A 24,262-nucleotide genomic window follows, 5' to 3' on the forward strand; every position below is an offset into this window, starting at 1 on the left:
TGTTGGCGCCGCAGGTGTTGTCGGATTACGGCCCAAGGGCCTAATCCGACCTACGTGACTGTCAGTGCATGGCAAAGCTAGACTAGATCTCCGCCCACATCCTCAGCAGATTATGATAATGCCCGGTCAACCCCACCGTCGCCGGCGAATCGCCATGGGTGCCGCGCAGTTGCTGGATGTTCTGGTCAAGCTCGAACAGCATGCTGCGCTTCCAGTCGTCGCGCACCATGCTCTGGGTCCACAGGAACGAGCAGATGCGCTCGCCGCTGGTCACCGGCAGCACCTGGTGCACGCTGGTCGACGGGTAGACGATCACGTCGCCGGCCGGCAGCTTGACTTCGTGCGTGCCATAGGAATCGACCACCACCAGTTCGCCGCCCTCGTACTCTTCCGGTTCGCTCAGGAACACGGTCGAGGAGACGTCGGCGCGCATCGACTGCAGGCCGCCCTTGGGCGTGCGCACGGCGCCGTCGATATGCAGGCCGTAGTGTTCGCCGCCGGCATAGCTGTTGAAATACGGCGGCAGGATGCGCAGCGGCAGCGCGGCGGCAAAGAACAGCGGATTGGCCATCAGCGCGCGGCTGACTATCTCGCCCAATTCAAGCGCCAGCGGCGAGCCTTCGGCCAGCTGGCGGTTGCGTTTGACCTGCGCGCCCTGGTCGCCCACGCTGGCGCGCCCGTCAATCCAGTCGGTCTGCGCCAGGCGCTGGCGGAAGTAAGAAACCTGTTCCGGCGTCAGCACGCCGGGTATATGCAGCATCATTTTGCTATCCTTTTTATAGAAACTACTGCAGCGATTATCGCATCGGCGCACGCTGTCAAAAACACCTGAAAGCAAGAAGCACATAGCCATTTGATGCTGGTCGCAACGCGAATGCGAATGGCCTTCATTTGCCTTAACAAATTTAAATCGGCGATATGTGGCAAATTATTTGAGAATGGGTTTTATTCGCACGATATTTACGCTAAAAATACGGAAAATTGCCCATTTTGATCGAAATCAAGCAATTTTTTGCGCTATGATTCGGGCATAGCGAAACCGACAGCGCTGCGCAGTTCGCGCCACCAGGCAGCCCTTCGCCACCCGGCAGTGGCCGCCAGCAGCGTGCGGTTTATCATGATTGCAGTACAGAACAAAGGAAATCCCATGAAGGGCGATAAAGAAGTCATCCGTTTGCTCAACGCACAGCTCACCAACGAACTGTCGGCCATCAATCAGTACTTCCTGCATGCGCGCATGTACAAGCACTGGGGCCTGGAAAAACTGGGCAAGAAAGAATACGAAGAATCGATCGGCGAAATGAAGCACGCCGACAAGCTGATCGACCGCATCCTGATGCTCGACGGCCTGCCTAACCTGCAAGCGCTGCACAAGCTGCTGATCGGCGAGAACACGCCGGAAGTGCTGGAATGCGACCTGAAACTGGAACGCGCTGCGCACGCCACCGTCAAGGAAGGCATCGCCACCTGCGAAAAAGCCGGCGACTATGTTTCGCGCGACCTGTTCCTGATGATCCTGGAAGACACCGAAGAGCATATCGACTGGCTGGAAACGCAGATCGACCTGATCGCCAAGGTCGGCATCCAGAACTACCTGCAAAGTCAGATGGCCGTCGAAGAATGATGAGGACACCTGGCAAAACCTGCTGCTACGGTTTTGTCAGGTGTCGCAGCTTTCGTGATGGAACAAAAAAACCGGCAATGCCGGTTTTTTTTACGCCTGCGGAACAGTATCCTTGAATGACTGCCGCTCGGACAATTTGTCGAACAGGCGCGCCAGCGACGGATGGTCGCTGCGCCAGTCGATTTCCGGAAAGCGAAAAGCCAGCCAGCCCAGCGCGCAGCCCACGGCCACGTCGGCCAGCGTGTAGTTCTTGCCGGCGCAATAGGCCTGTTCGCCCAGGCGCGCAGCCAGTGCCGCCAAGCCCAGCGTGACTTTCTCGCGCTGGCGCGCCACCCAGGCTTCGTTTTGCTGCTCCGGCGGGCGCTGCACGCGCTCCAGGCGCATCAGTACGCCGGCGTCGAGGATGCCGTCGGCCAGCGCTTCCCAGTTCTTGATATCGGCGCGCTCGCGGCCGTTGCCGCCGGCCGGCAGCAGCTTGCACACGGGCGTCAGGGTGTCGAGATACTCGACGATCACGCGCGAATCGATCAGTGCGCTGCCGTCTTCCATCACCAGGCAGGGCACCTTGCCCAGCGGATTGCTCTGCCCGATATGGGTGTCGGGCGCCCAGACGTTTTCCAGCACGAAGGTATAGTCGAGCTTTTTCTCCGCCAGCACAATGCGTGCTTTGCGGACATACGGACTGGCAAGCGAACCGATCAGTTTCATGGGGCGTCAGGAGATAAATGGAACAGCCAGTATAGCATCGGCGCCACGGCCTTTTGGCAGCACACCGGTTTGCGCTGGCGCAGTGTGGCGGCCATGCCGCATTCGATGGCAAACGCCGCCATTTGCATGGCGGCTGCTGCCGGCGGCGGGCCGGTGGGGCACGGTCGGTGGTAAAATCCCGCTTTTGCTGGCGCCGCGTCACCGCTGCAACACTGCACAGCCGCTCTTCCTGCGCGCCACACGCCAACCGTTACTTTAACCTGCGTCCGCTCTCATGACTTCTACTACTCCGTATTCCACGCTGTCGGCCCTGTCTCCGCTCGATGGCCGCTACGCCAGCAAGACCGACCTGCTGCGCCCGATCCTGTCCGAAGCCGGCTTCATGCACCACCGCGTGAAAGTGGAAATCTCCTGGCTGCAGGCGCTGTCGCAGGCAGGCTTTGCCGAGATCAAGCCGTTTTCGCCAGCTGCCAGTGCGCTGCTCGACAAGATGGCGGCCGAGTTTTCGGAAGCGGACGCGGCCCGCATCAAGGCCATCGAAGCGGTCACCAACCATGACGTGAAAGCCGTTGAATACTGGCTCAAGGAGCAGGTAGCCGATGTGCCGGAACTGGTGGCGGCGTCCGAATTCATCCACTTTGCCTGCACCTCGGAAGACATCAATAACACCTCGCACGGCATGATGCTCAAAGCGGCGCGCGACGGCGTGATGCTGCCGGCCCTGCAAGGCCTGATCGCCAAGCTCACGCAAATCGCGCATGACAACGCCGACCTGCCGATGCTGTCGCGCACCCACGGCCAGACGGCCAGCCCGACCACCCTGGGCAAGGAAATGGCCAACGTGGTGGCGCGCCTGGCGCGCGCCGCCAAGCGCATCGAACAGGTGGAAATCCTGGGCAAGATGAACGGCGCGGTCGGCAACTACAACGCCCACCTGTCGGCCTATCCGTCGTTTGACTGGCCGGCGTTCTCGAAAGAAGTGATCGAGCAGCGTCTGGGCCTGGTGTTCAACCCGTACACCATCCAGATCGAGCCGCACGACTACATGGCCGAGCTGTTTGACGCCTTTGCGCGCGTCAACACCATCCTGCTGGACCTGAACCGCGATATCTGGACCTATGTATCGCTGGGCTACTTCAAGCAAAAACTGAAAGCTGGCGAAATCGGCTCGTCGACCATGCCGCACAAGGTCAACCCGATCGACTTCGAAAACTCGGAAGGCAACCTGGGCCTGGCCAACGCCATCCTGAAACACCTGTCGGAAAAACTGCCGGTTTCGCGCATGCAGCGCGACCTGACCGATTCGACCGTGCTGCGCAATATCGGCGTGGGTCTGGGCTACACCCTGCTTGCCTACGACAGCTGCCTGCGCGGCCTGAACAAGCTGGAAGTCAATCCGGCGCGCCTGGCGCACGACCTCGATACCAGCTGGGAAGTGCTGGCCGAGCCGGTACAGACCGTGATGCGCCGCTATGGCATCGAGAACCCGTACGAGCAGTTGAAAGAGCTGACGCGCGGCAAGGGCATCTCGAAAGAAGCGCTGCAGGAATTCGTCAACGGCCTGGCCATTCCGCAGGACGCCAAGGATGTGCTGCTGGCCATGACGCCGGCAAACTATATTGGTATCGCGGCACAGCTGGCCAAGGCGATCTGAGAATCTGATTGAAAGCACCTGACACTAGGTGCAGTAGTTTGCGCGGGGCGGACAGCATAAAATGCTGTCCGCCCCGCAGTTTTTCCAGCCGCCTTTCTTGTAGAATCAGCAGCAGCCTCAACAGCTCCGCAACGTGGTTTGAATTTCTTTGGTATATTAGGCGCAATTAGTCCTAACACGTACTACTTTCCAGAAAGCCAACGATGCACCGTTATTCCTACACTGCCATGCTGCTGCACTGGCTGACCGCCCTGCTCATTATCTGCGCCTTCGTGATGGGCCTGGTGATGACCGATATCCCCGGTCTCACGCCAACCAAACTCAAATACTTTTCCTGGCATAAATGGCTGGGCGTGACCGTGCTGGCCATCGCCGTGATCCGCGTGCTGTGGCGCAAGGCCAACAAGGCGCCACCGCACCCGATCGGCATGCCTTCGTGGCAGGTACGCGCCGCCGAAGGCATGCATGTGCTGCTGTATTTCCTGATCTTTGCCGTACCCATTTCCGGCTATCTGTTCACGCTGTCGGCCGGCGTGCCAGTGGTCTACCTGGGCCTGTTCCAGTTGCCGGTCTTCATGGGTCCGAATCCGGAGCTTAAGCCTGTCTTACAAAATGTCCATTATGTTCTGAACATGATCATGGCTGCTGCCGTGGCCGCCCACGTGCTGGCCGCGCTCAAGCATCAGTTCATCGACCGCGACGGCGTGCTGCGCCGCATGCTGCCGTTCTAAGCTGTTTGTCTTACCTTTGTTCACTGACACACCAGGAAAATTACAAGATGAAAACTACCCAACGCATCGTCCTCGCCTCCCTGCTGGGCCTGTCCGTGGCTGCCACCGCCGCCACCATGCTGAAAACCGACAACACCAAGAGCAGCGTCTCGGCCGTGTTCAAGCAAATGAACGTGCCGGTGGAAGCGAAGTTCAAGAAATTCAATATCGCCATCGACTACGATCCGGCCAAGCCTGATGCATCGAAAGCCACCGTGGAAATCGACACGGCCAGCATCGATATCGGCGATCCGGAATACAACAAGGAAGTGGCCAAGAAAGAATGGTTCAATGCAGGCCAGTTCCCGAAAGCGACCTTTGTATCGAGCGGCATCAAAGCTGCCGGCGCCGGCAAGCTGACCGTCACCGGCAAGCTCAACATCAAGGGCAAGGCCACCGACGTCACCTTCCCGCTGACCGTCAAGGCCGATGGTGGCAAATACACGTTTGACGGCGCCCTGCCAATCAAGCGACTGACCTACAATATCGGCGAAGGCGAGTGGAAGGACACCAGCATGGTGGCTGATGAGGTCACAATCAAGTTTCATGTAGCAGCGCAGTAACGTCTGAGAAAACGCCTATGGCGGCGTTGCTCTTGCCTAGTCGTACTATTCGTACTGCCTTCGGCAAGGCGCCTTGCCCTAGGCGTTTTTCAGACATTACTTGTATAGAATAATTTTTAATCAAATTTATTAAACGGGACACCCATGACTTTCAAGCACCTGATGATCGCCCTGCTGGCCACCGCCAGCGCGGGCTCGGCAATGGCCGCCGCCGATACGTACAATCTCGACCCGACCCACACCTTCCCGAGCTTTGAAGCCGATCACATGGGCATGTCTGTCTGGCGCGGCAAGTTCAACAAGACCAAGGGCACGGTCACGCTGGACCGCGCGGCCAAAACCGGCACTCTGGACCTGGTGATCGAGGCGGACTCGATCGACTTTGGCCTGGACGCGATGAACGCCCACGCGAAAAAAGCCGACATGTTCAACGTCGAAAAGTTCCCGGAAATCACCTACAAGAGCAAGTCGTTCAAGTTCAACGGCGAGCAGCTGGTGGAAGTCGACGGCGAACTGACGCTGCTGGGCGTGACCAAGCCGGTCAAGCTGACGGTCGACAAGTTCAAGTGCATCATGCATCCGCGCTACAAGCGTGAAGTATGCGGCGCAGACGCCAAAGCCGAATTCAAGCGCAGCGACTTCGGCCTGAACTTCGGCCTGCCGGCGTTCTCGCCGGAAGTCAAGCTGGCGATCCAGGTCGAGGCCATCAAGGCCGACTGATCAAGTACAGCCAGGATGAAAAAAGGGAAGCGCACTGGCGCTTCCCTTTTTTTTAAACATAGCCTCGCCATGGGCGGGGCATACGCAATCAGTGCACGATACCGTCGCGCCGGACTACCTTGAGCGCGGTCAGCATAATGACCTTGATATCAAACGTGAACGACTGCAAGCGCAGATATTCGGCATCCAGTTTGACCTTCTCCGGTATTGGCAATTCGTCGCGGCCGTTAATCTGTGCCCAGCCGGTCAGACCGGGACGGATCAAATGTACATTCTGCTCGGTGCGCAGATCAATCAGATTTTGCTGATTGAACAGCGCTGGCCTTGGTCCGACCACGCTCATGTCACCGCAGATGATGCACCACAGTTGCGGTATTTCATCGAGGCTCGATTTGCGCAGAAAGCCGCCAACCGGCGTCAGGAAGGTTTTCGGATCAGCCAGCAAGTGCGTGGCTACCACCGGCGTATCGACGCGCATGGTACGCAGCTTGGGCATGGAAAAAATGCGGTTATCACGGCCAACGCGATCAGACCAGTACAGAACCGGGCCTTTGGACGTTACCTTGACCACGATGGCAAGCAGACACAGCGGGATGAAAAAGATCACGGCAGCAATCAGGCTCATCAGTAAATCAAATGCTCTTTTCATTTTTTGCTTTGACTATTCTTTAAAAGAAACTGCTCAACTGTCTTGTCGATGGCCGCCTGCGGTGTCACCACCGGTCGCCACCCCAACGTTGACTGAGTACTGGCAATATCAACCTGTAATGAGCCCGCCAGGCGATCAACAACGCCCTGCTTGCCCAGCAATTTGGCAGCACCCGCCATCAGCACTACTGGCACCGGCACCAGCAACACGCGTTTGTGCATCGCCCTGCCGATCTTGGTGACCAGTTCCTTCACGCCCATATCATCGCCATCGGACACCATGAACACATGGCCAGGCGCCGCAGGATGCTGGCTGCACACGATCAGCAGGTCAACCAGGTTATCGAGCGCAACCATACTGCGCAAATTGCGGATGCTGCCAAATGGCAGCGGCACGCCTTTTTGCACCAGCTTGATCAGGTTCAGGAAATTCGCCTTGACACCCGGACCATAGACCAGCGGCGGCCGAACGATTACCACCTCCAGGCCGGTATCGCGGCCCAGCTGCAGCAAAGCCTGTTCCGCTTCCATTTTCGAGACCCCGTAAGGGTCGCATGGCTGCGGCACATCGGATGCACGGAACGGCTGCGTGGTCGTTGCCTCGCCGTTCACCTTCACGCTGCTGACAAATACAAAGCGGCGTACGCCTGCGGCAACCGCCTGCCTGGCCAGATTGAGCGTACCGTCGAGATTGACCTCGCGGTAGGCGCGCAGCGGATCTTCATCGGTGTCTGACATGACGTGCACACGTGCGGCCAGGTGAAACACAACTTCGCAACCAGCCACAGCAGCGCACCAGTCGGTCTTGCCATTGAGGTCACCAACATTGACCTCCCCATCAGTGGCGCCTTTTCTGACTGCGGCACGTACCTTGGCGCCACCTGCGCGCAAGGTGTTGCACAGTGCCTTGCCGACAAAACCATTACTTCCCGTGACAAGCATCATTGTGTGAGCCCCTGTGGGGATTTAACTTGCTTCAACTGCATATCGATAAGCCATTCTTCCAGTTGCGTGATCAAGCCAGCGCGGTTAAATTGCGACGCGCTGGTTTGCAAACCATTAGTGCCCATATGCGCGCGCTCGGCTGGCGTCATGGCGGCCATCGCTACCACCGCCATGGCCAAGCCCTCGGCATCACCGGCATCGCAGGTCAAGCCGGCATTCGTCTGCCGCACCACATCGGCGCCCTCGCCATTCAACATCGCCAGCAAAGGAATGCCGGCGGCCAAGTACGATTGCAACTTGCCCGGGATCGTCATCGAAAAAATGGGCTGGTCCTTGAGCGAAACGAGCAGCGCATCAGCATGTTTGAAAAAGCTGGCCATACGCTCGACCGGATGACGCCCAAGCAAAATGAAGCAATCAGACAGTCCCCGCGCGACGACCTGCTCGGCGAGCCAGCCACTGAGTCGGCCATCGCCAACGATAACCCAGCGAATGGCTCGGTTGTGCTTGAGTTTTTCAGCCGCAGCCAGAATCGCCGGAAAGTCCTGTGCATCGCCTACGTTACCGGCAAACATTACAGTAAATACTGACGGATCAGCTTCCATCTCGGCCGCAGGCACGACTTCGGTCATGTCGAACACCGATTCTGCCCAGCTGGGAAAATACTCTATCCGCGCCGATTGACCCGCATACTTTGCGATATTGGGTACAAACGCTCTTGACTGAGCAAGGATCAAGTCACACCGTTTGTAGACGAATGAGACCAGCTTGCCTACTGCGCGCAATACCGCAGGTGACTTGACCACGCCGATGGCATGCAGTGTCTCCGGCCACAGGTCCAGCACCCAGAATGCCAACGGCGCCTTCTTTGCTGCCCGCATCGCTGCGGCAGGCAAACCGACAGTAATCGGGGAGGGCTCGTAGCAAAAAATAGCATCGAAATTACGTCCCCGTAATTTCCAGAGGCCACCACAGGTAGCACTGAGCGCGAAGGTGAAATAATTGAGCATCAGCCGTACGCCACCCTTGCCACGCGCAGTGTGGCGCACACGCACCACTTCCGCACCCGCATACTCGTTGAAATTTTCCGGCGCAGCCAAAAACTCGCTGAAAAATTCACCCGCCGGATAATTTGGATGGCCGGTCAGGACCGTGACCTGGTGGCCGCGGTCAACCAGCTCCGCAACCAGGTCATTGATCCGGAAATTTTCCGGCCAAAAATACTGCGTGACAACAAGTAAACGCACGTCAGGACCCTTATTGTTTTTTCCAAACTACGCGATTAACGTAGTCGGTATAGCTATGGACGATCCTGACCACTTTGTCCGATACATTGGGCATGCTGTAGTCGGCCACCAGGCGCAGGCTGCGCTCTTCGCCACGCGGCTGATCCGCCAGAATGGCCAGGCCCTGCAGGATGCGATCAACGTCCAGGCCGGTCATCATCACGGCCGCCTCTTCCATGCCTTCAGGACGTTCATGTGCTTCACGCAAGTTAAGGGCCGGGAAGTTCAGGATCGACGACTCTTCATTGATGGTGCCGCTATCGGACAACACTGCGCGCGCGCTCGCCTGCAGTTTCACGTAATCCCTGAAACCGAGTGGCTTGAGCAAACGCACCAGCGGGTGGAACTTGGCGCCCAGCGCGTCGACCTTCTTCTGTGTGCGTGGATGAGTAGAAACAATCACCGGGAAATTGTATGTTTCGGCTACCTGATTCAATGCCTCGACCAGCTTGGCAAAATTGGCCGGCGAATCGATATTCTCTTCACGGTGAGCACTGACAACAAAATACTCGCCCTCAGTCAGGCCCAGACGAGTAACGGCATCCGACGCGTCAATATGCGCCTTGTAATGATGCAGAACTTCATACATCGGGCTACCGGTCTTGATAATACGGTCGGGCAGCAAGCCTTCGCGCAACAGGTATTCCCTGGCGATGTCGCTGTAGGTCAGATTGATGTCGGCCGTATGGTCAACGATCTTGCGATTCGTTTCTTCTGGTACACGCTGGTCGAAACAACGATTGCCGGCTTCCATATGGAAGATGGGAATCTTGCGGCGTTTTGCCGGAATCGCCGACAGGCAGCTGTTGGTGTCACCCAGAATCAATATCGCATCCGGCTGTTCCTGTTCCAGTACTGCGTCGACGGCAATGATGATCTTGCCAATCGTTTCAGCCGCGTTGCCGCCGGCAGCATTCAGAAAATGATCGGGTTTGCGTACTTCCAGATCCTGGAAGAAAATTTCATTGAGCTCGTAGTCGTAGTTCTGCCCCGTATGGACAATGATCTGTTCGCAATATTCATCGAGCTTGGCCATCACGCGCGACAGACGGATGATCTCAGGCCGTGTGCCCACCACGGTCATGACTTTCAATTTTTTCATGCTGTTACCTTGTATGCAACGGTATCGGGATGTTGACGGTCAAAAATTTCATTCGCCCACAACATCACAATCATTTCTTCATCACCAATGTTGGTGATATCGTGAGACCAGCCGGGGATCGTTTCAACCACTTCCGGCGCATCGGCGCTGGTGCACAGCTCATGCGTGCGACCGCTCTCGATGTGCAGGAAACAGAAGCGCGCCTTGCCCTTGATCACCAGAAACTTTTCAGTCTTGGTATGGTGATAGTGCCCGCCACGCGTAATGCCAGGATGCGCCGTGAAGAACGAAAACTGTCCGGAATCGCGGGTCTTGAGCATTTCAACAAACATGCCGCGCGGATCTTCATGTTTAACGAGCGGATAAGAAAATGTCTCTGGCTCAAAATACGTAATGTAGGTCGAGTAGAGCGCGCGCGTAAAACCAGTGCCGACACGTTCGGTAATATGGTTCGTCCGGCTGTCTTTAAAAGCCTGCAAGAGCTCTGCGATCTCGCCAACGGTGGTGGTATAGACTGGCTGCACTTCCACCGGGGTACCGGCGACTGGTGCCACGTCCATGACTTTCAGGAAGTCGGCCACCACATCATCGACATACACCAGGCGTAGTTCGGCCGCCGGATTATTAATCTGGATCGGCAAACCATGGGCGATATTGTGGCAGAAGGTTGCCACCGCCGAATTGTAGTTCGGCCGGCACCACTTGCCAAAAACGTTCGGCAAGCGGTAGATGTACACAGGCAGGTTCATCTCAGATGCCAGCACGCGCAAGGCGTCCTCTGCAGCGCGCTTGCTCGCGCCGTAGGGGTTGGGCAACTCGGCTTGGATGGACGAGGCATAAATAATCGGCACCTGGCGGCCACTGCGTTTTACCGCATCGCATAGCGCTTGCGTCAGGTTGGCATTACCTTCCTCGAATTCCGACTCCGTCTTCGGGCGATTCACACCTGCCAGATGAAAGATGAATTCAGCTTGCGCAACTTTTGCATCGAGCTCATCGAGTGAATCGCCGCGCAGGAACGTGAGGCTATCGACGCCACGCTCCCGAAGATGAATCAACAGATTCTTTCCGATAAAGCCGTTAGCTCCGGTGACAAGTACCTTCATTGATCAACCTTCCTCAACTGGCGATTCGCCACGTGCAATAGCCTGGACGAAATCGAGTTTCATCAACAGTTGCTTCATGCCGGCGGTATCAAGGCGTTCGGTATTGTGCGAGTTGTAGTCGTCGTAAGTCGAGATCTTTGCCTCGCCCTCTTCGACGAACTTACCGTAGTTCAGGTCACGCAAATCAGGTGGAATACGGAAGTAGCCGCCGCGATCTTCAGCTGCGGCCATTTCTTCGCGGCTCAACAAGGTCTCATACAGTTTTTCGCCATGACGGGTGCCGATCACGTCCACCTTGTGGTCAGGCTTCTGCATGATCGACAGCAGCGCCTCAACCAGGGTTTCAACCGTTGCGGCCGGCGCTTTTTGAACGAACATGTCGCCGTTTGTGCCGTGTTCAAACGCATACAATACCAGGTCGACGGCGTCCTCAAGGGTCATCATGAAGCGTGTCATCGCCGGATCCGTGGTCGTGATAGGCTTGCCTTCCAACACCTGGTTCACAAACAGCGGAATAACAGAACCGCGCGAAGCCATGACGTTGCCGTAACGCGTGCCGCAAATAACAGTTTTCGCATCGTCCAGACCACGTGATTTGGCGACCATGACTTTTTCCATCATTGCCTTCGAGATGCCCATGGCATTAATCGGATAAGCGGCCTTGTCGGTGCTCAGGCATACCACACGACGCACGCTGTTCTGGATCGCCGCCTCGAGCAGATTGTCGGTACCGATGATATTGGTTTTGACCGCTTCCATCGGATGGAACTCGCACGATGGAACCTGTTTCAACGCCGCCGCGTGGAAAATAAAGTCCACGCCGCGGGTTGCGTTCAGCACGCTTGAAAAGTCACGCACATCACCGATATAAAACTTCAGTTTCGGATTGTTGTACTTCTTGCGCATGTCATCCTGCTTCTTTTCATCGCGGCTGAAAATGCGGATTTCTTTAATCCCGGTATCCAGAAAACGACGCAGAACGGCGTTTCCAAACGAACCTGTGCCCCCGGTAATGAGCAGTACTTTGCCTTCAAACATACAATTCCTTATTTTTCGTTAACTGTTGCCAGGTTCAAACCTAGCGCACGCGCCACCAGTTCGTCTCGTTGGATTACGCTTGGATAATTGATCAAAACGGCTTTATACACACCTTTGAAGACAAACAAACTGCCCGCCGAAGCACCGACCACACCACACGCTTCCACCAGCTTTTCGATATCCTGTAGCGAACCGGCGCCACCCAGGATCGTGATCGGAATACGCACGGCTTCGCGCAATTTCTGCGCCAATGCTACGTCATAGCCCTTCATCTGGCCATCCTGGTCGATCGAATTGAGCACGATTTCGCCCGCGCCCAGCAATTCCATTTGCTTGGCCAGCTCGATCGGATTACGCTTAGTATTCTTGCGACCGTTATGGATATAAACGTCGTACTCTTTGCTCAGCATGCGCTTCTTGACGTCGATGACAACGACCACGCTCTGGCGGCCCACTTCGTCGGAAATCTGCGAAACAAGTTCCGGGTTTTCCACCGCAGCCGAACTGATCGCAATTTTTTCTACACCCAGGCTGATGATGTGTTTTGCCTGTGCCGCAGTGCGGATGCCACCACCGTAGCACAAGGGCATACGGCATTCCGCCGCCAGGTCGGAAATCAGTTTGTAGTCGGGTTCAACGCCATTGACCGATGCATCAATATCAAGCACGATCAGCTCGTCCGATTCCTTTTCGTTGAAAATCTTGACAGCATTGATCGGGTCCCCCACATACTTAGGGGACTTGAACGAGACTGTCTTGACCAGACCTTTTTCGTGTACCAACAGGCAAGGGATAATCCTTGGTCTGAGCATCTTATAACTCCGCGAAATTTTTCAACAGCAAGGCACCATAGTGGTGGCTTTTCTCTGGGTGAAACTGGACGCCATGGACATTGCCCGAACTGACTGCGCAGCCAAAATTGAGGCCGTATGTCGCGCGGGCCGACACATGTGCCGGGTCACTGCTGTCGAAGAAGAACGAATGGAGAAAGTAAAACCGCGCGTCCGACTCCAGGCCCGCAAACAAGGCTGAACCGGGCGCTGGCGCCACATCGTTCCATCCCATGTGCGGAAGCGGCAACTTGGACGATTCCGCGACCGAACCGAACGAGCGAACCCGGCCTGGAATCCAGCCGAGGCCTGCCGATTTTCCTTCGTCGCTGTTGCTTGCCAGTATCTGCATGCCGACGCAGATTCCCAGCACTGGCACCTTCTTCTCGACAACCAGGTCTTCCAGCACCGGGCGCATACCGGATGCATCGAGCAATTCCATCGCCTTGTCAAACGCCCCTACACCCGGCAGGATGATCTTGGTAGCACCAGTGAGCTCGGCCGCTGTTTTGGCACGCGTAGCCTCGAAGCCAAGGCGCTTGTACATGTTGGCGAATGCCTGTACGTTGCCCAGGCCATAATCAACGATATGGATCATCGGAAGAACCTCTTCTCTGTACCCAGCAGGCGCATTGCATTGGCCCCCGCGCCAATCAGCCAGCGCTTGTTGCGGTAGTCACGGTAAGTCTTGTTTTCCCCGTCAAAAATGGCTTGCAACTCGTCCACGGAAAGATCGAGCTTGCTGGCCACGTATTCGAATTCCTGCTTGAGGAAATGTTCATCCATCTCAGGGCGAGAGATACGGTCCAATGCGGCTTCGCGCGTCATTTGCCCCGTCATGATCAAACTGGAGAAGTGCGCGCGGCGCTTCTGGAAGCCGAACTTGCGCGGCAGCCAGTAATCTTCGTAGAAGCGGGTAAAACGCGACTCATGGTGCTTATGCTGAAAGCGCTTCCAGCCAAAGCGGCGTTCGAGTTCGTCTTCGGCGTCTTTCTTCAGGAATGGCACCATGTTCAGCGGCTTGGCCACCTGCATACCCAGTACATGCTGGTAATAGCCTTTGTAGACGAGAATGTCCAGCAAAGGAAAAGTTTTCAGAGGACGTTTGCCAAATTTACCATGAATGTCACCGAACAAAGTCTTGTCGATACCCAGATAGCCGCCCCACGCTTCAGGCTCACGGCAGCACTCGGTCGAATAGTTCGAGCCGGTAACCACATACTTGATCTTGTTCTTGCGCGCGAATTTGTACAGCGACGAGAAGAACGAAGCATCCTGTGGCAAATCCTGATCAGGAATTTGAGACTTCAGGAAGGCGACCTGCAAGTCCTTCATTTCTTGCCAATTTACCACTTCAGTAAACAAGTCCAAACCAAGACCATCGACAAGTTTTTCGATGTTGCCGACTGCCTGGTCGGTATTCCAGCCAGCATCGACGTGATACAGCAGCGGGCGCAGGCCCATTTTCTCTTTCGCCACGTAAACAGCATAGGAACTGTCCAGTCCGCCACTCAAACCGATGATGCAATCGAAGTCTTTGCCCTTGCCATCGGCACGTATCTTATCGGCAAGCACGGCCAGTTCAGCCGCACCTCTTTCATCAGTATGCCAGTTCGGAACAATGTTCGTGTCATAGTTATTGCAGTAGTTACATGTACCGCTGCTATCAAATTGTATGCCCGCGTCGGAAGTATCCATGATACAACGGCGGCACATCTGGTAATTGGGATCCAAGTTCATGTTTTAATTTTGTCTTAAGTTAATTTTTCAGCTTGAAGCGCATAATCTAGAATACTTGCGGCAATCTTGGCAGACTGCGCAGACATTGACTCAAGCTCGGATTGTTGCATTTGCGCGGCGGACAATAGCGCATCGTATAGACTTTGATTAGAACTGACAAGCCAGCCATTAGATGCAATTAAAGCACGATGACTGAGCACATCAGCGATGATCACCGGCTTTCTACAGCACACTGCCATTTGCATGGTGGCTGACTGAGAGCCCGGCTGCACATACACGTCAGCCCCGATCAGCAGCTTAGTCAGTCCTTGCGTGTCAAGCCATCCCAGCTTGATGATGCGTGGATCCTTGCGCACCAGATCTTCGGCAGCATCTTTGATGTCGTCCATGAAGACACCCGCCAGCACCAGGCGCAAATTCTGGTCTGGCAAGGCGCTGAAGGCGTTCAGCGAGTCAAGCAAGCGTTTGGCGCCGTCGAATTTTCCGCTCTGTACAAAGATCCGTAGATCATCACCCCATTGGTATTGCGCTCTTACCGTTTGTCGAACCCGAGTATACGCGTCATCAGAAAAAACCTTGCCTCCGAGCGGAAGAAATTCGGCTTTTGCGGCAGGGCATCCATAAAAATTGCGGACAAATAATTCTGTCTCCTTGGAGATACAAAAGACACTGCGAATAGACGGTAGCGCCATCTGAAAAATCGTCCGGTAGAACATGAAATGCAGGAGCCACTTTGAAACCCAACCACGCGCACTATTATTGAAATCCTCGTGCGAATCCGCGTACAGTGCCGTACCTGGGTTTTGCTGGACATATCGGGAGACTTCTGCTAGTGCATACGAGCATAGCCCATGGAATACGATCACGTCGGGTGCCATTGCCTCAAGGCGCGCTGTCAGACCAGTGTAAGCGCGAATTTTTTTCGCCAGCCGGGAAATTGAAGCGAAGCGGTACGGCAAGCGCTCTACCATGGCTCCGTCACTCCCCATATATGAAGACGGCGTCACGTACGTCAATTTTCCATCACGTCCAAATGTTTCTGTCGATGCTACAACATGAACATCGTGGCCAGCCCGTACGTGCTCGGCAACTAGCATATTTTCTTGGTAAGCGTATCCATCAATGTAAAAACAGGAAAGACACAAATGTAAGATCTTCATAAATTCTTCTGGGTTTTAATAAAGGAAACAGGGTCGGTTATATGCCCCGCGAGTGCAGTGAGTGCCTCCTCATCGAGCGTCCACCACTGCGAACCGGATAATGCAAGACGCGTTTCCTCGTCGAACCGATACTTCACAATGCGGGCTGGGTTCCCTGCCACTACCGCGTAGTCAGGCACGTCCTTTGTCACTACAGCCCCCATGCCGACCACCGCTCCGTTACCAATAACCGTGCCGGCCTTTATAAATGCACCGTCGCCTATCCATACATCCGATCCGATGGTCGTCCTGACCTCTGGCAGATATTCAAACCTGGAAAATTTTTTCCTGACGCTATCTTTATGGGAAAGAAATACCGGCGACATAGATACAAAATGCATGGGATGCCCAACACCACCAATGGTTACGCGGCTTGCTATCGAAACAAACGCACCGATGTCGGCATTCAGAATTGTGCAATCGTAGCCACAAAATGAGTGCCTATCCATGCGTGAATTGACCAGAGCAGAGCCAGACTCGACCTTGGAATCGCGATGCACCTGAGAACGGCGTACGGATTTCCCCCTTAATATCTTGACAAGCTTGCACCAGATATGCATTATTATTGAGAACATTTTATTAAACATCTTTAAAATAGCTAAAAATATCAATTTTCATATTGAAAAATAATTTTCAATAACAAATAAGTAATTTACTGCTCAGCCCATAAAAATTATGACCTTGAGGAAATTCATCTACTATTTGTATTGAGCCCTCTTGGCCCTCTAAATTTTTTGATCTCGGGCGCATCGACCAAAGAAAAATAGTTATCAGCAATCCGCCACATGGCAACAACACAGTCGGCAATGGTACGTTCATAAGCGCCATCCAAAAACCAATAGCCACAAACTAATCAGACGTAGCGAAAAATACCGTGAAACTGCCTCCAATATTCTCATGAATAGTGCGAGAAAAGCAGTCACGACAAAGATGCCCATCAAACCTAAGGTGGCAAACGCATCAGAAGCCCAAAACCGCCATTGATATTTACAGTCTCTGAATCGAAATAATACAGTCGGATTTCTTGCCCTAAAGATCTATCGCATAGGGATGACTGCTAAATATTGCGGTGATTGGACCGATGTGCGTATAAAAGGTGAACCCATGTATCGAAAAGTATGGCAATAAAAATATTAATCAATTTTTATTTGTGAACGTGGACATACAACAAATACACAAATAGTTGTTAAAATTAACCAAAAATATGAATAAGCAGTCAAATGACTCTGAATTACACCTAATAAAGGCAATATGAGAATAAATAAAAAATTTATTCGCTTGTTATTGCAATTGCAATTACTCCTATTTGACATCCATATCCGGAATAAAAACCACAAGAGAATGCATGAACCAATGATTCCAAAATTTAGAGCCCACTCCAAAAACAAATTATGGGGATTAGGAATTAGAACAGTATCGGCGATTGCTAAATAGCTACTACTAGCTCCAGCACCTACTCCCAACCCATAACTTTCAACAACTCCATTCAGACCAGCTTTAATAATGGCAAGACGCCCTTCATCACCTTCAAAATCAGTCGAGAAATCGGAAAATTTCAACTGCAAAACCGTCAATAATAATGAATCATTACTAATTGAAAAAATAAAAATTCCGCCTAAAATGATGATTACCAATATAATCAAGAAAAATTGTTTCCTCTTGATCGGTAAAAAAAATTTGGCGAACAGTACGGCGAACAAACACAAGATAGCTGCTCGACTAGAGTTAATTAAGACTATCATTGAAACAAATAAAATAACAATGTTCTTAAAAAAAATTAAAGGCTTACTTACTCTCTCTTGATCACTTCCTGAAAAACATGTTCCGATCACACAAAAAACCAGGAAAAGTGAAAAATCATTGTAGTTTCCATGTACTCCAGACGCGAAAGGTAGCAGATTGATAAGCTGTCCTCCACCACGTTCTTCGAATCCGAGAGAAAAATGATTACCGGTTATCAACTCGTAAAACGCAAGCGGAAGTACAAAAAATCCGGCTAATAACCATGCGCGAGGCAATAATTTCTGCAAAGCTTCGATTTCACTAAGAGTCATTAAGCCGATCATAAGGAGTGGAATCATATTAACCAACAACACAATCAGATATTGCACAGTCACTGTCTTATCTACTGACCAGACAACTGACATCAAACTTATTATCATTAATGAAAATAAAAAAACCAAAATTTCATTTTGAAATTTTATCTTCTTATTGAAATTGAATAACCGTATCAATACGAATGGCAAAAGTATGATGGAGATAAGACGACTGACTTGTAGACTGCCGCCAATACCGCCCAACGCCAACGCTGTCACGGCGGCTGAAATAAGCCACGGAGCGCAAGATTGCGAATTTTTATTAATTGACTCGATCATTTTTTTCATTTAAACGGGCAGTTCATGGTCAAATTAAAATTTGAAAAAATTGCCCAACTCTTAAGTCTAGAAATTGAGTAAATTTTGATAATTATATAATTAATAATATATATAATTATAAAATTTTTGATATACTTATTTCAGTTGGGGAATTTTTAAAAATATTTAATAAATAATTAGACCTGAAAATATAATAATTGCAAAACATATTTCATTTTATAATACAAAAGCTGCTCACTTCAATTGCTATTTATAATGCAAAAAACTTAACGATTATTTATTTGACTATAATAAATTTTTTTAGCTTGAATAAAACTTGATCGGAATTTGGGGAAGTATAGAAAAATTGAAATGACCATCAAAAATTCAGCTTCCCAAGCATACCCAAGGCTGAATAAAAATCCGCAACCGATCATAGCTCCAACCATCAGATAGTGATGGCCAGCAACAACTCGCTCCCATACCTTGGTCGATAATTCACATTGCCAACTAAGAGTAACCAAAAAGGCTAACAATACTGCCTGCAGGGCGCCACGCGCACCGAAATACTTGTTGGCGACAAGCGACATGCCTATACTCAACACTGCGCCGACGATAGAAATAATCATCGACTGAAAGCTCAAACGCTTTACAGGTATGCCGAAATTACCAACGATAGAAATAGGCAGCAGGAGATTCCAAACAACGACCAGCACCACTAGTTCTGGTAGCCCACTATATTTAGCAGGAAATAAAAGTGACAAATAAGGAAGAACAAACAGACTTGCCAGCAACAAAAATGCACATAACATTGTGATAATTGTAGCAACGTGACGATATAACGCAGTAGGTGCTTTCAAGGCATACCAACGGTAGGCAAAAGGCAGCCATTGGGTAGTAAAAACAGCCTGCAAAAGTGCAAGGCCTCCGCCAAGCGATATGGCCAGGGACGTCGTGACAAGCTCTCGGGGATTGCCATTTGCACCAACGACATAAATGGCGGAAGCGGAAATAGCGTAATAAGCGAGCGATCCAGGGATGAGCGGCAGGCCAAACCTCAACAAATCTAGCCCGCGTGGAAGCGGCTTCTTCTCTTTGCCAGCATTATTCAGCTCAAAAATCAGGCCAATGCGGCGGGCCATGAAGATTTCATAACAAAGCGCCGCCATCGCGCTCAGGATAAAAATGCTGATAACAATATCATAAGTCAACGTGACTATTGACTGACTACCGATCAGTGCTATCAACAAAATTTGGAAAATTTTAGGCGTGACAATATCGATCCCATAAACTACACCATCGCCCGACATGCGAAGATATGATGAATAAATTCGGTTCAACAACAGCAGCACGCAAGCCAGAATCATGCCGGCATTGATCGAACTGCTGACTGCACCATCGAAATAAAATTTTATGAATGCCAGACCCAGCACGCCAAGCGGAATTGCATAAAATACAAGCCTCAGTATTATTTTCAGCAACTGACGTGGACTGGACGCTTCATGAAACTCGCGCACAAGCGCTTGGTCAAGACCAAGCCCTACAGTCAAGATAAAAAAATTGGCATTCGTCTGGAAGATGACGAACTTTGCCATATCACCTTCGGACAGCCAGCGGGCCAGTACCGGAATGAAAATAAACCCGATTGCGCCAACGATAATCGGAGATAAAGAATATGAAATTATTGACTTTCGACTCATCGGATTCAGCTAGTACTCTTGATCAGGATCAGCTCACGTCCGATACGGCCGGAAGATTAAAGGACACCAAATAGCCCACTGATCATATTAATATTAATTTCACGCCTGCCCGGCGATTTAAAACCACTAATTAACTTTCTCATCGCCAAGAAAATATTGCAAAACATGGAGCTATTTAACCGCAAAATATATGCGATTTAATATCATTTAAATATTGTATCGGTGATTGGAAATGTAAGCAGAAAGAATGAGATACCCCAGATCAGCTTTGCGCTCGACGAAATTTCTTTTGAAATTTTTAATCAAAAAATTATTGCTGCAAGCACACATCAGGGGGCGTGCTGATTGAATCGATTTGTTTCGCTGCACTTGCATATATTTTTACCAACTTTGAGCATACGGCTAACTGGCTGAAGTCATTGATGCAGCCATCACGTATTTGCTTGCGATTATAGAATCCGCTTTCTATCCGCTGACTCATAGTCGTCATTGCTTCGGCGACCGCATGAAGGTTTCCAGCCTCCGTCATAAGCCCATTCTCCATTGTGACGATATCATCCGTACCCCCACACTTGGTTGAAATGACGGGCAGTCCTTTGGCGAGTGCTTCTGTCACCACCACACCAAAAGTTTCATTATCGCTGGTCAGTACAAAACAATCTGACTCATCAAGCAACCCTGCCACCCGATTCTTTGGCTGCATGCCAAGTAATTGAATAGAAGCTCCCATGCCATACCTGGAAATCCTTTGTTCGAGCGCTATGCGCTCGGGACCATCGCCCACGATATAAAGAAGATGCGGAGTTTCCTTGCCGAAGGCATGAAAAAAGGCATCGATCAAAATATCTTGGCGCTTGCTTGGGTTAAGCAGAGCAACGTTAATAAAAGTTAATTTTTTTTTATTGGACTGATCTCTGATTTCGGTAGCAAAGAATACAGGGTCCACTGCATTTGGTACGACATGCGTATGGGTGAGTTCCATATCCTGCCGCATGTGAGTGAGCAAGGCATTCGATACGCTGATCACCACCTTGGCGTTTTTTGCGGCTTGTCGAGCTGGAAGCATTTCATACGGTGAAACCTCATGCTTGTGCCACTGGCTGGAATGTTCGGTAACGACATAGGGTATGCCATGCTTTCTGAATATCGCAGCAGCCAAGACGCCTGCCCTCAACAGACAATGTGCATGGATGACGTCAGGCTTGCCAAACCTGGCGCAATACCCATCGAAAAGCTGCATACCGGCAGCGACCCACTTGGGCAGGATTAGGCGCTCTATCCTAGGTGTCCAGTTGATATATGTTTTCCGAAAAATATTCACTCCACCACTGCTCGACCAAGTAGTCTTGCTGCGCAAATATTTTTTTACATGACGTAACGATCTGAGGTCGGGATAAATCATCCCGACCTGTTCGCCGAGCTCGTGCACACCAGACGCCTGCGTTGCAAAAAACGATCCGCTCGGATCGCCCTGGTAGTGCGCAAACCAGGACGGTATCACCAGTACATGCATTTTTTATCCCGCCAGTTTAGCAAGATGTCGAACCACTTCACGCTGGTCGGCTTCGGAAATGTCTGCGCTCATCGGCAAACTCATGACGCGCTTGCCCATTGCCTCGGCTACAGGAAAGCTCGGTTGTGCAGGATCGGCATACGCAGGTTGCAAATGCATCGGAATCGGGTAATGAATCGCCGTCGGAATGCCAGCTTCCAGCAGTCCTGCCTGGATTTTCTCGCGCGCATCGACCTTCACCGTGTACTGTGCCCATACGCAGTCGCGGTCATCCTTCAGTCCCAGCAATTCCACGCCGGTACAGCCACTTTCACGGATCAACTCAGCATACTTTTTTCCAAGTTCCTTGCGCTGTTCAACTTCCCATTCGAAGCGCTCGAGCTTGGCCAGAACGATCGCGCACTGCAGCGTATCCATCCGCCCGCCAACGCCAATACGGGTGTGGACATAGCGCTTGCTTTGGCCGTGAACGCGAATCTCGCGGCATGCCTGGGCAAGCGCATCGTCACTTGTGAAGATTGCCCCACCGTCGCCATAGCAACCAAGCGGCTTGCTCGGGAAGAAACTGGTGCAGCCGAAGGTGCTGAGATTGCCACTCTTGCGACCCTTGTAGGTGGCGCCAAAACTCTGGGCACCATCTTCGATCACAGCCAAGTCACCATGACGCGAGGCGATGGCATTGATTTCGTCCATGTCAGCTACCTGACCATACAGGCCCACCGGCATAATGGCTCGGGTTCGTGGCGTAATGGCAGCCTCGATGAGTGAGGCATCGATATTGCAAGTACCGGCGTCGATATCGACATAGATCGGGCGTGCACCGAGAAGCGTAATCACCTCAACTGTGGCAGCAAATGTGAAAGGCGTCGTGATGACTTCATCACCAGGCTTGATTCCCAGTGCCATCAAGCAAATCAGCAAAGCCTCGGTACCGCTTGCCACCGAGATGCAATGCTTGGCGCTAGTAAACTGCTCCAGGCGCGCTTCCATTTCGCGCACTTCAGGACCCATGATGTATTGCCCATGGTCAAGCACGCGATTGATACGCTCTTGGATTTGCGGCTTGAGTGTCTGATATTGCTGTTTCAGATCGATAAAGGGAATCATGCTTGGGTTTCCTTGGTGACTACTCCGTCACTGAGACGGTATTGTACGGACGTGGCAGAACAAATGCACGTGGCGTTGCCAGTTAGCGGCAACTCCAGGCGGTTTCCTTGCTCACTCATCCAGCCGATTTGGCGTGCAGGCACTCCCGCCATCAGGGCATACGGTTTCACGTCCCGATTAACAACAGCCCCGGCGCCCACGAAAGCATAGGCGCCGACCGTGACGCCGCACACGATGGTGCAGTTCGCGCCCAGTGTGGCACCCTTGCGCACGATGGTACGGCGATATTCGTTTTTGCGCGTCACTGCCGAACGGGGGTTATACACATTGGTAAAGACCATGCTCGGACCACAAAACACATCGTCTTCCAGCGTCACCGCATCGTAGACACTGACGTTGTTCTGCACCTTGACGTTATCGCCAATCTGCACATCGTTGCCGACATAGACGTTCTGACCGAACGAGCATGCCTTGCCGATACGCGCACCGCCACTGATATGCACCCAGTGCCAGACCCGCGTACCTTCGCCGATCACTGCGCCCTCATCGACGATGGCGGTGACATGAATATTGGAACTCATCGCTGCTCCCACATCAATACTCAAGCGGCAGCGCGACGCGCTTGCCGTCGCGCGATGACATGTACATCGCAATCAGCAATTCCAGCGATTTGAGACCTTCACGGCCGTCGGTTTCGGCGCTGGCGGTACCACGCAACGTCTGAATCACATTCTGGTAGTACAACGGATGGCCAAAACCATATACCGAGGTGGTCTCGTAGCTCACATCGTTGACACGCTGGTCGTCTTCATGTGGCTCGGAAAACTCCCATTTCTGGATTTCATTCACGGCCATGCCGCCGATACGCACGGTGCCTTTCTCGCCCAGGATGGTGATCGAGCCTTCCATGTTTTTGGGATAGGTCAGCATGGTGACATTGAGCGTCCCCATTGCGCCACTGCGCCAACGCAACGCAGCCACGCCACTATCCTCGACTTCAATATCGCGATCAAGCGTCGCAGTGTAGGCCATTACGCTTTCCACTGGGCCGACGATCCAGTCAAACAGGTCGATATAATGACTTGCCTGGTTCATGAAGGCGCCGCCATCAAATTCCCAGGTACCACGCCATTTGGCGCTGTCGTAATACTCTTGCGGACGAGTCCAGAACACATTGATTGCCACGCTGTAGATGCGACCGAAACGGCCTTGTTCGGCGGCACGTTTAAGCAATTGCAAGGTGGCGTTGCGGCGATTTTGCTTAACCACAAATAAACGCACATTGGCTTCGTCGCAGGCGCGGACCATGCGCAGGCCATCCTGCCAGCGCGTGGCCATCGGCTTTTCAGTTACGACATGACGACCGGTTTTCGCCACTTCGATCGCTTGATTGGCATGCAAGCCACTGGGAGTCGTCAAAACGACAACGTCGGCAGTTGTGTTCGCCAGCATGTCGGAAAGGTGGATATGCCCTTTAGCGCCGGTACGCGTAACAGCACGCTCAAGTGCTTGGGCATCAATGTCGCACACATCGACGATGTCGAAATCGGCGGCGTGTTTCTCCATCGCCTCCAAATGATTGTTGGCAATACGGCCACAGCCAACCAGAGCTATACGGATTTTCCGGTCTGTGATGGTTTGATATTTCTGCATAA

The 24,262-nt window shown here is 52.4% G+C and carries 23 protein-coding genes and 1 pseudogene; 5 read left to right on the top strand and 19 right to left on the bottom strand.

Features of this window, described 5'->3' with window-relative positions; all coding sequences use genetic code 11:
- Positions 1 to 82: 82 nt before the first annotated feature.
- A complete protein-coding gene (locus GCM43_RS07360; RefSeq protein WP_152242854.1) occupies positions 83 to 763 on the bottom strand; it encodes a Fe2+-dependent dioxygenase in 681 nt (226 codons plus the stop codon).
- Positions 764 to 1,147: 384 nt separating this feature from the next.
- Here GCM43_RS07360 and bfr point away from each other — a divergent pair, with 384 nt between their 5' ends.
- Entirely contained in the window at positions 1,148 to 1,624 is a 477-nt protein-coding gene (gene bfr / locus GCM43_RS07365) for a bacterioferritin (protein ID WP_152242855.1), read from the top strand.
- A gap of 90 nt (positions 1,625 to 1,714) precedes the next feature.
- Here the strand turns inward: bfr and GCM43_RS07370 are convergent, their stop codons facing one another.
- Complete coding sequence (locus tag GCM43_RS07370) at positions 1,715 to 2,332, bottom strand: glutathione S-transferase N-terminal domain-containing protein (protein WP_152242856.1); 618 nt, start codon at positions 2,330 to 2,332, stop codon at positions 1,715 to 1,717.
- A gap of 274 nt (positions 2,333 to 2,606) precedes the next feature.
- On the opposite strand from GCM43_RS07370, the gene purB reads away from it, so the two are divergent.
- From purB to GCM43_RS07390, 4 genes are all read left to right on the top strand, one after another.
- A complete protein-coding gene (purB, locus tag GCM43_RS07375; protein WP_152242857.1) occupies positions 2,607 to 3,986 on the top strand; it encodes an adenylosuccinate lyase in 1,380 nt (459 codons plus the stop codon).
- 203 nt (positions 3,987 to 4,189) lie between these two features.
- A complete protein-coding gene (locus GCM43_RS07380; RefSeq protein ID WP_152242858.1) occupies positions 4,190 to 4,717 on the top strand; it encodes a cytochrome b in 528 nt (175 codons plus the stop codon).
- Between the two features lie 47 nt (positions 4,718 to 4,764).
- Complete coding sequence (locus GCM43_RS07385; protein ID WP_152242859.1) at positions 4,765 to 5,319, top strand: YceI family protein; 555 nt, start codon at positions 4,765 to 4,767, stop codon at positions 5,317 to 5,319.
- Positions 5,320 to 5,463: 144 nt separating this feature from the next.
- Positions 5,464 to 6,039 carry a YceI family protein gene (locus GCM43_RS07390; protein ID WP_152242860.1) on the top strand — a complete coding sequence of 192 codons (576 nt, stop codon included), beginning with the start codon at positions 5,464 to 5,466 and terminating at the stop codon, positions 6,037 to 6,039.
- An 88-nt stretch (positions 6,040 to 6,127) separates the two neighbouring features.
- Here GCM43_RS07390 and GCM43_RS07395 read toward each other — a convergent pair whose 3' ends face one another.
- The 17 genes and pseudogenes from GCM43_RS07395 to GCM43_RS07475 form a co-directional block, all read right to left on the bottom strand.
- Positions 6,128 to 6,688, bottom strand: coding sequence for a sugar transferase (locus GCM43_RS07395; RefSeq protein ID WP_152242861.1), 561 nt, complete (start codon positions 6,686 to 6,688; stop codon positions 6,128 to 6,130).
- Complete coding sequence (locus GCM43_RS07400) at positions 6,685 to 7,632, bottom strand: UDP-glucose 4-epimerase family protein (RefSeq protein ID WP_152242862.1); 948 nt, start codon at positions 7,630 to 7,632, stop codon at positions 6,685 to 6,687. Before GCM43_RS07400 ends, GCM43_RS07395 begins: the two co-directional genes overlap by 4 nt.
- Positions 7,629 to 8,879, bottom strand: coding sequence for a glycosyltransferase family 4 protein (locus GCM43_RS07405; protein ID WP_152242863.1), 1,251 nt, complete (start codon positions 8,877 to 8,879; stop codon positions 7,629 to 7,631). Before GCM43_RS07405 ends, GCM43_RS07400 begins: the two co-directional genes overlap by 4 nt.
- 10 nt (positions 8,880 to 8,889) lie before the next feature.
- Positions 8,890 to 10,020 (bottom strand): non-hydrolyzing UDP-N-acetylglucosamine 2-epimerase, encoded by a 1,131-nt coding sequence (wecB, locus tag GCM43_RS07410; protein WP_152242864.1) that lies wholly within the window; start codon positions 10,018 to 10,020, stop codon positions 8,890 to 8,892.
- On the bottom strand, positions 10,017 to 11,126 hold the full coding sequence (wbjC, locus tag GCM43_RS07415) for a UDP-2-acetamido-2,6-beta-L-arabino-hexul-4-ose reductase (protein ID WP_152242865.1): 1,110 nt from the start codon (positions 11,124 to 11,126) through the stop codon (positions 10,017 to 10,019). Before wbjC ends, wecB begins: the two co-directional genes overlap by 4 nt.
- A 3-nt stretch (positions 11,127 to 11,129) precedes the next feature.
- Entirely contained in the window at positions 11,130 to 12,164 is a 1,035-nt protein-coding gene (locus GCM43_RS07420; protein ID WP_152242866.1) for a polysaccharide biosynthesis protein, read from the bottom strand.
- 8 nt (positions 12,165 to 12,172) lie between these two features.
- The gene (locus GCM43_RS07425; protein WP_152242867.1) at positions 12,173 to 12,976 is read right to left on the bottom strand and encodes an AglZ/HisF2 family acetamidino modification protein; all 804 of its coding nucleotides are present in this window, start codon (positions 12,974 to 12,976) and stop codon (positions 12,173 to 12,175) included.
- Between the two features lies 1 nt (position 12,977).
- Positions 12,978 to 13,592 carry an imidazole glycerol phosphate synthase subunit HisH gene (gene hisH, locus GCM43_RS07430; protein WP_152242868.1) on the bottom strand — a complete coding sequence of 205 codons (615 nt, stop codon included), beginning with the start codon at positions 13,590 to 13,592 and terminating at the stop codon, positions 12,978 to 12,980.
- Complete coding sequence (locus GCM43_RS07435) at positions 13,589 to 14,734, bottom strand: N-acetyl sugar amidotransferase (RefSeq protein ID WP_152242869.1); 1,146 nt, start codon at positions 14,732 to 14,734, stop codon at positions 13,589 to 13,591. The genes hisH and GCM43_RS07435 overlap by 4 nt, the downstream gene beginning before the upstream one ends.
- A 14-nt stretch (positions 14,735 to 14,748) precedes the next feature.
- Entirely contained in the window at positions 14,749 to 15,894 is a 1,146-nt protein-coding gene (locus GCM43_RS07440) for a glycosyltransferase family 4 protein (protein WP_152242870.1), read from the bottom strand.
- 112 nt (positions 15,895 to 16,006) lie between these two features.
- Positions 16,007 to 16,178: pseudogene (locus GCM43_RS26545) on the bottom strand (DapH/DapD/GlmU-related protein); the annotation flags it as partial.
- Positions 16,179 to 17,066: 888 nt separating this feature from the next.
- Positions 17,067 to 18,317: an O-antigen ligase family protein gene (locus GCM43_RS07450; protein ID WP_152242872.1), complete on the bottom strand. Its 1,251-nt coding sequence runs from the start codon at positions 18,315 to 18,317 to the stop codon at positions 17,067 to 17,069.
- A gap of 257 nt (positions 18,318 to 18,574) precedes the next feature.
- Positions 18,575 to 19,987 (bottom strand): lipopolysaccharide biosynthesis protein, encoded by a 1,413-nt coding sequence (locus GCM43_RS07455; protein WP_152242873.1) that lies wholly within the window; start codon positions 19,985 to 19,987, stop codon positions 18,575 to 18,577.
- Between the two features lie 310 nt (positions 19,988 to 20,297).
- On the bottom strand, positions 20,298 to 21,500 hold the full coding sequence (locus tag GCM43_RS07460; protein WP_152242874.1) for a glycosyltransferase: 1,203 nt from the start codon (positions 21,498 to 21,500) through the stop codon (positions 20,298 to 20,300).
- A gap of 3 nt (positions 21,501 to 21,503) precedes the next feature.
- The gene (locus tag GCM43_RS07465; protein WP_152242981.1) at positions 21,504 to 22,604 is read right to left on the bottom strand and encodes a DegT/DnrJ/EryC1/StrS family aminotransferase; all 1,101 of its coding nucleotides are present in this window, start codon (positions 22,602 to 22,604) and stop codon (positions 21,504 to 21,506) included.
- A complete protein-coding gene (locus tag GCM43_RS07470; RefSeq protein WP_152242875.1) occupies positions 22,604 to 23,188 on the bottom strand; it encodes an acyltransferase in 585 nt (194 codons plus the stop codon). Before GCM43_RS07470 ends, GCM43_RS07465 begins: the two co-directional genes overlap by 1 nt.
- 13 nt (positions 23,189 to 23,201) lie before the next feature.
- Positions 23,202 to 24,260 (bottom strand): Gfo/Idh/MocA family protein, encoded by a 1,059-nt coding sequence (locus GCM43_RS07475; RefSeq protein ID WP_152242876.1) that lies wholly within the window; start codon positions 24,258 to 24,260, stop codon positions 23,202 to 23,204.
- Positions 24,261 to 24,262: the final 2 nt, after the last annotated feature.

The organism is Janthinobacterium aquaticum (assembly GCF_009208565.1).
Taxonomy (GTDB): domain Bacteria; phylum Pseudomonadota; class Gammaproteobacteria; order Burkholderiales; family Burkholderiaceae_D; genus Janthinobacterium.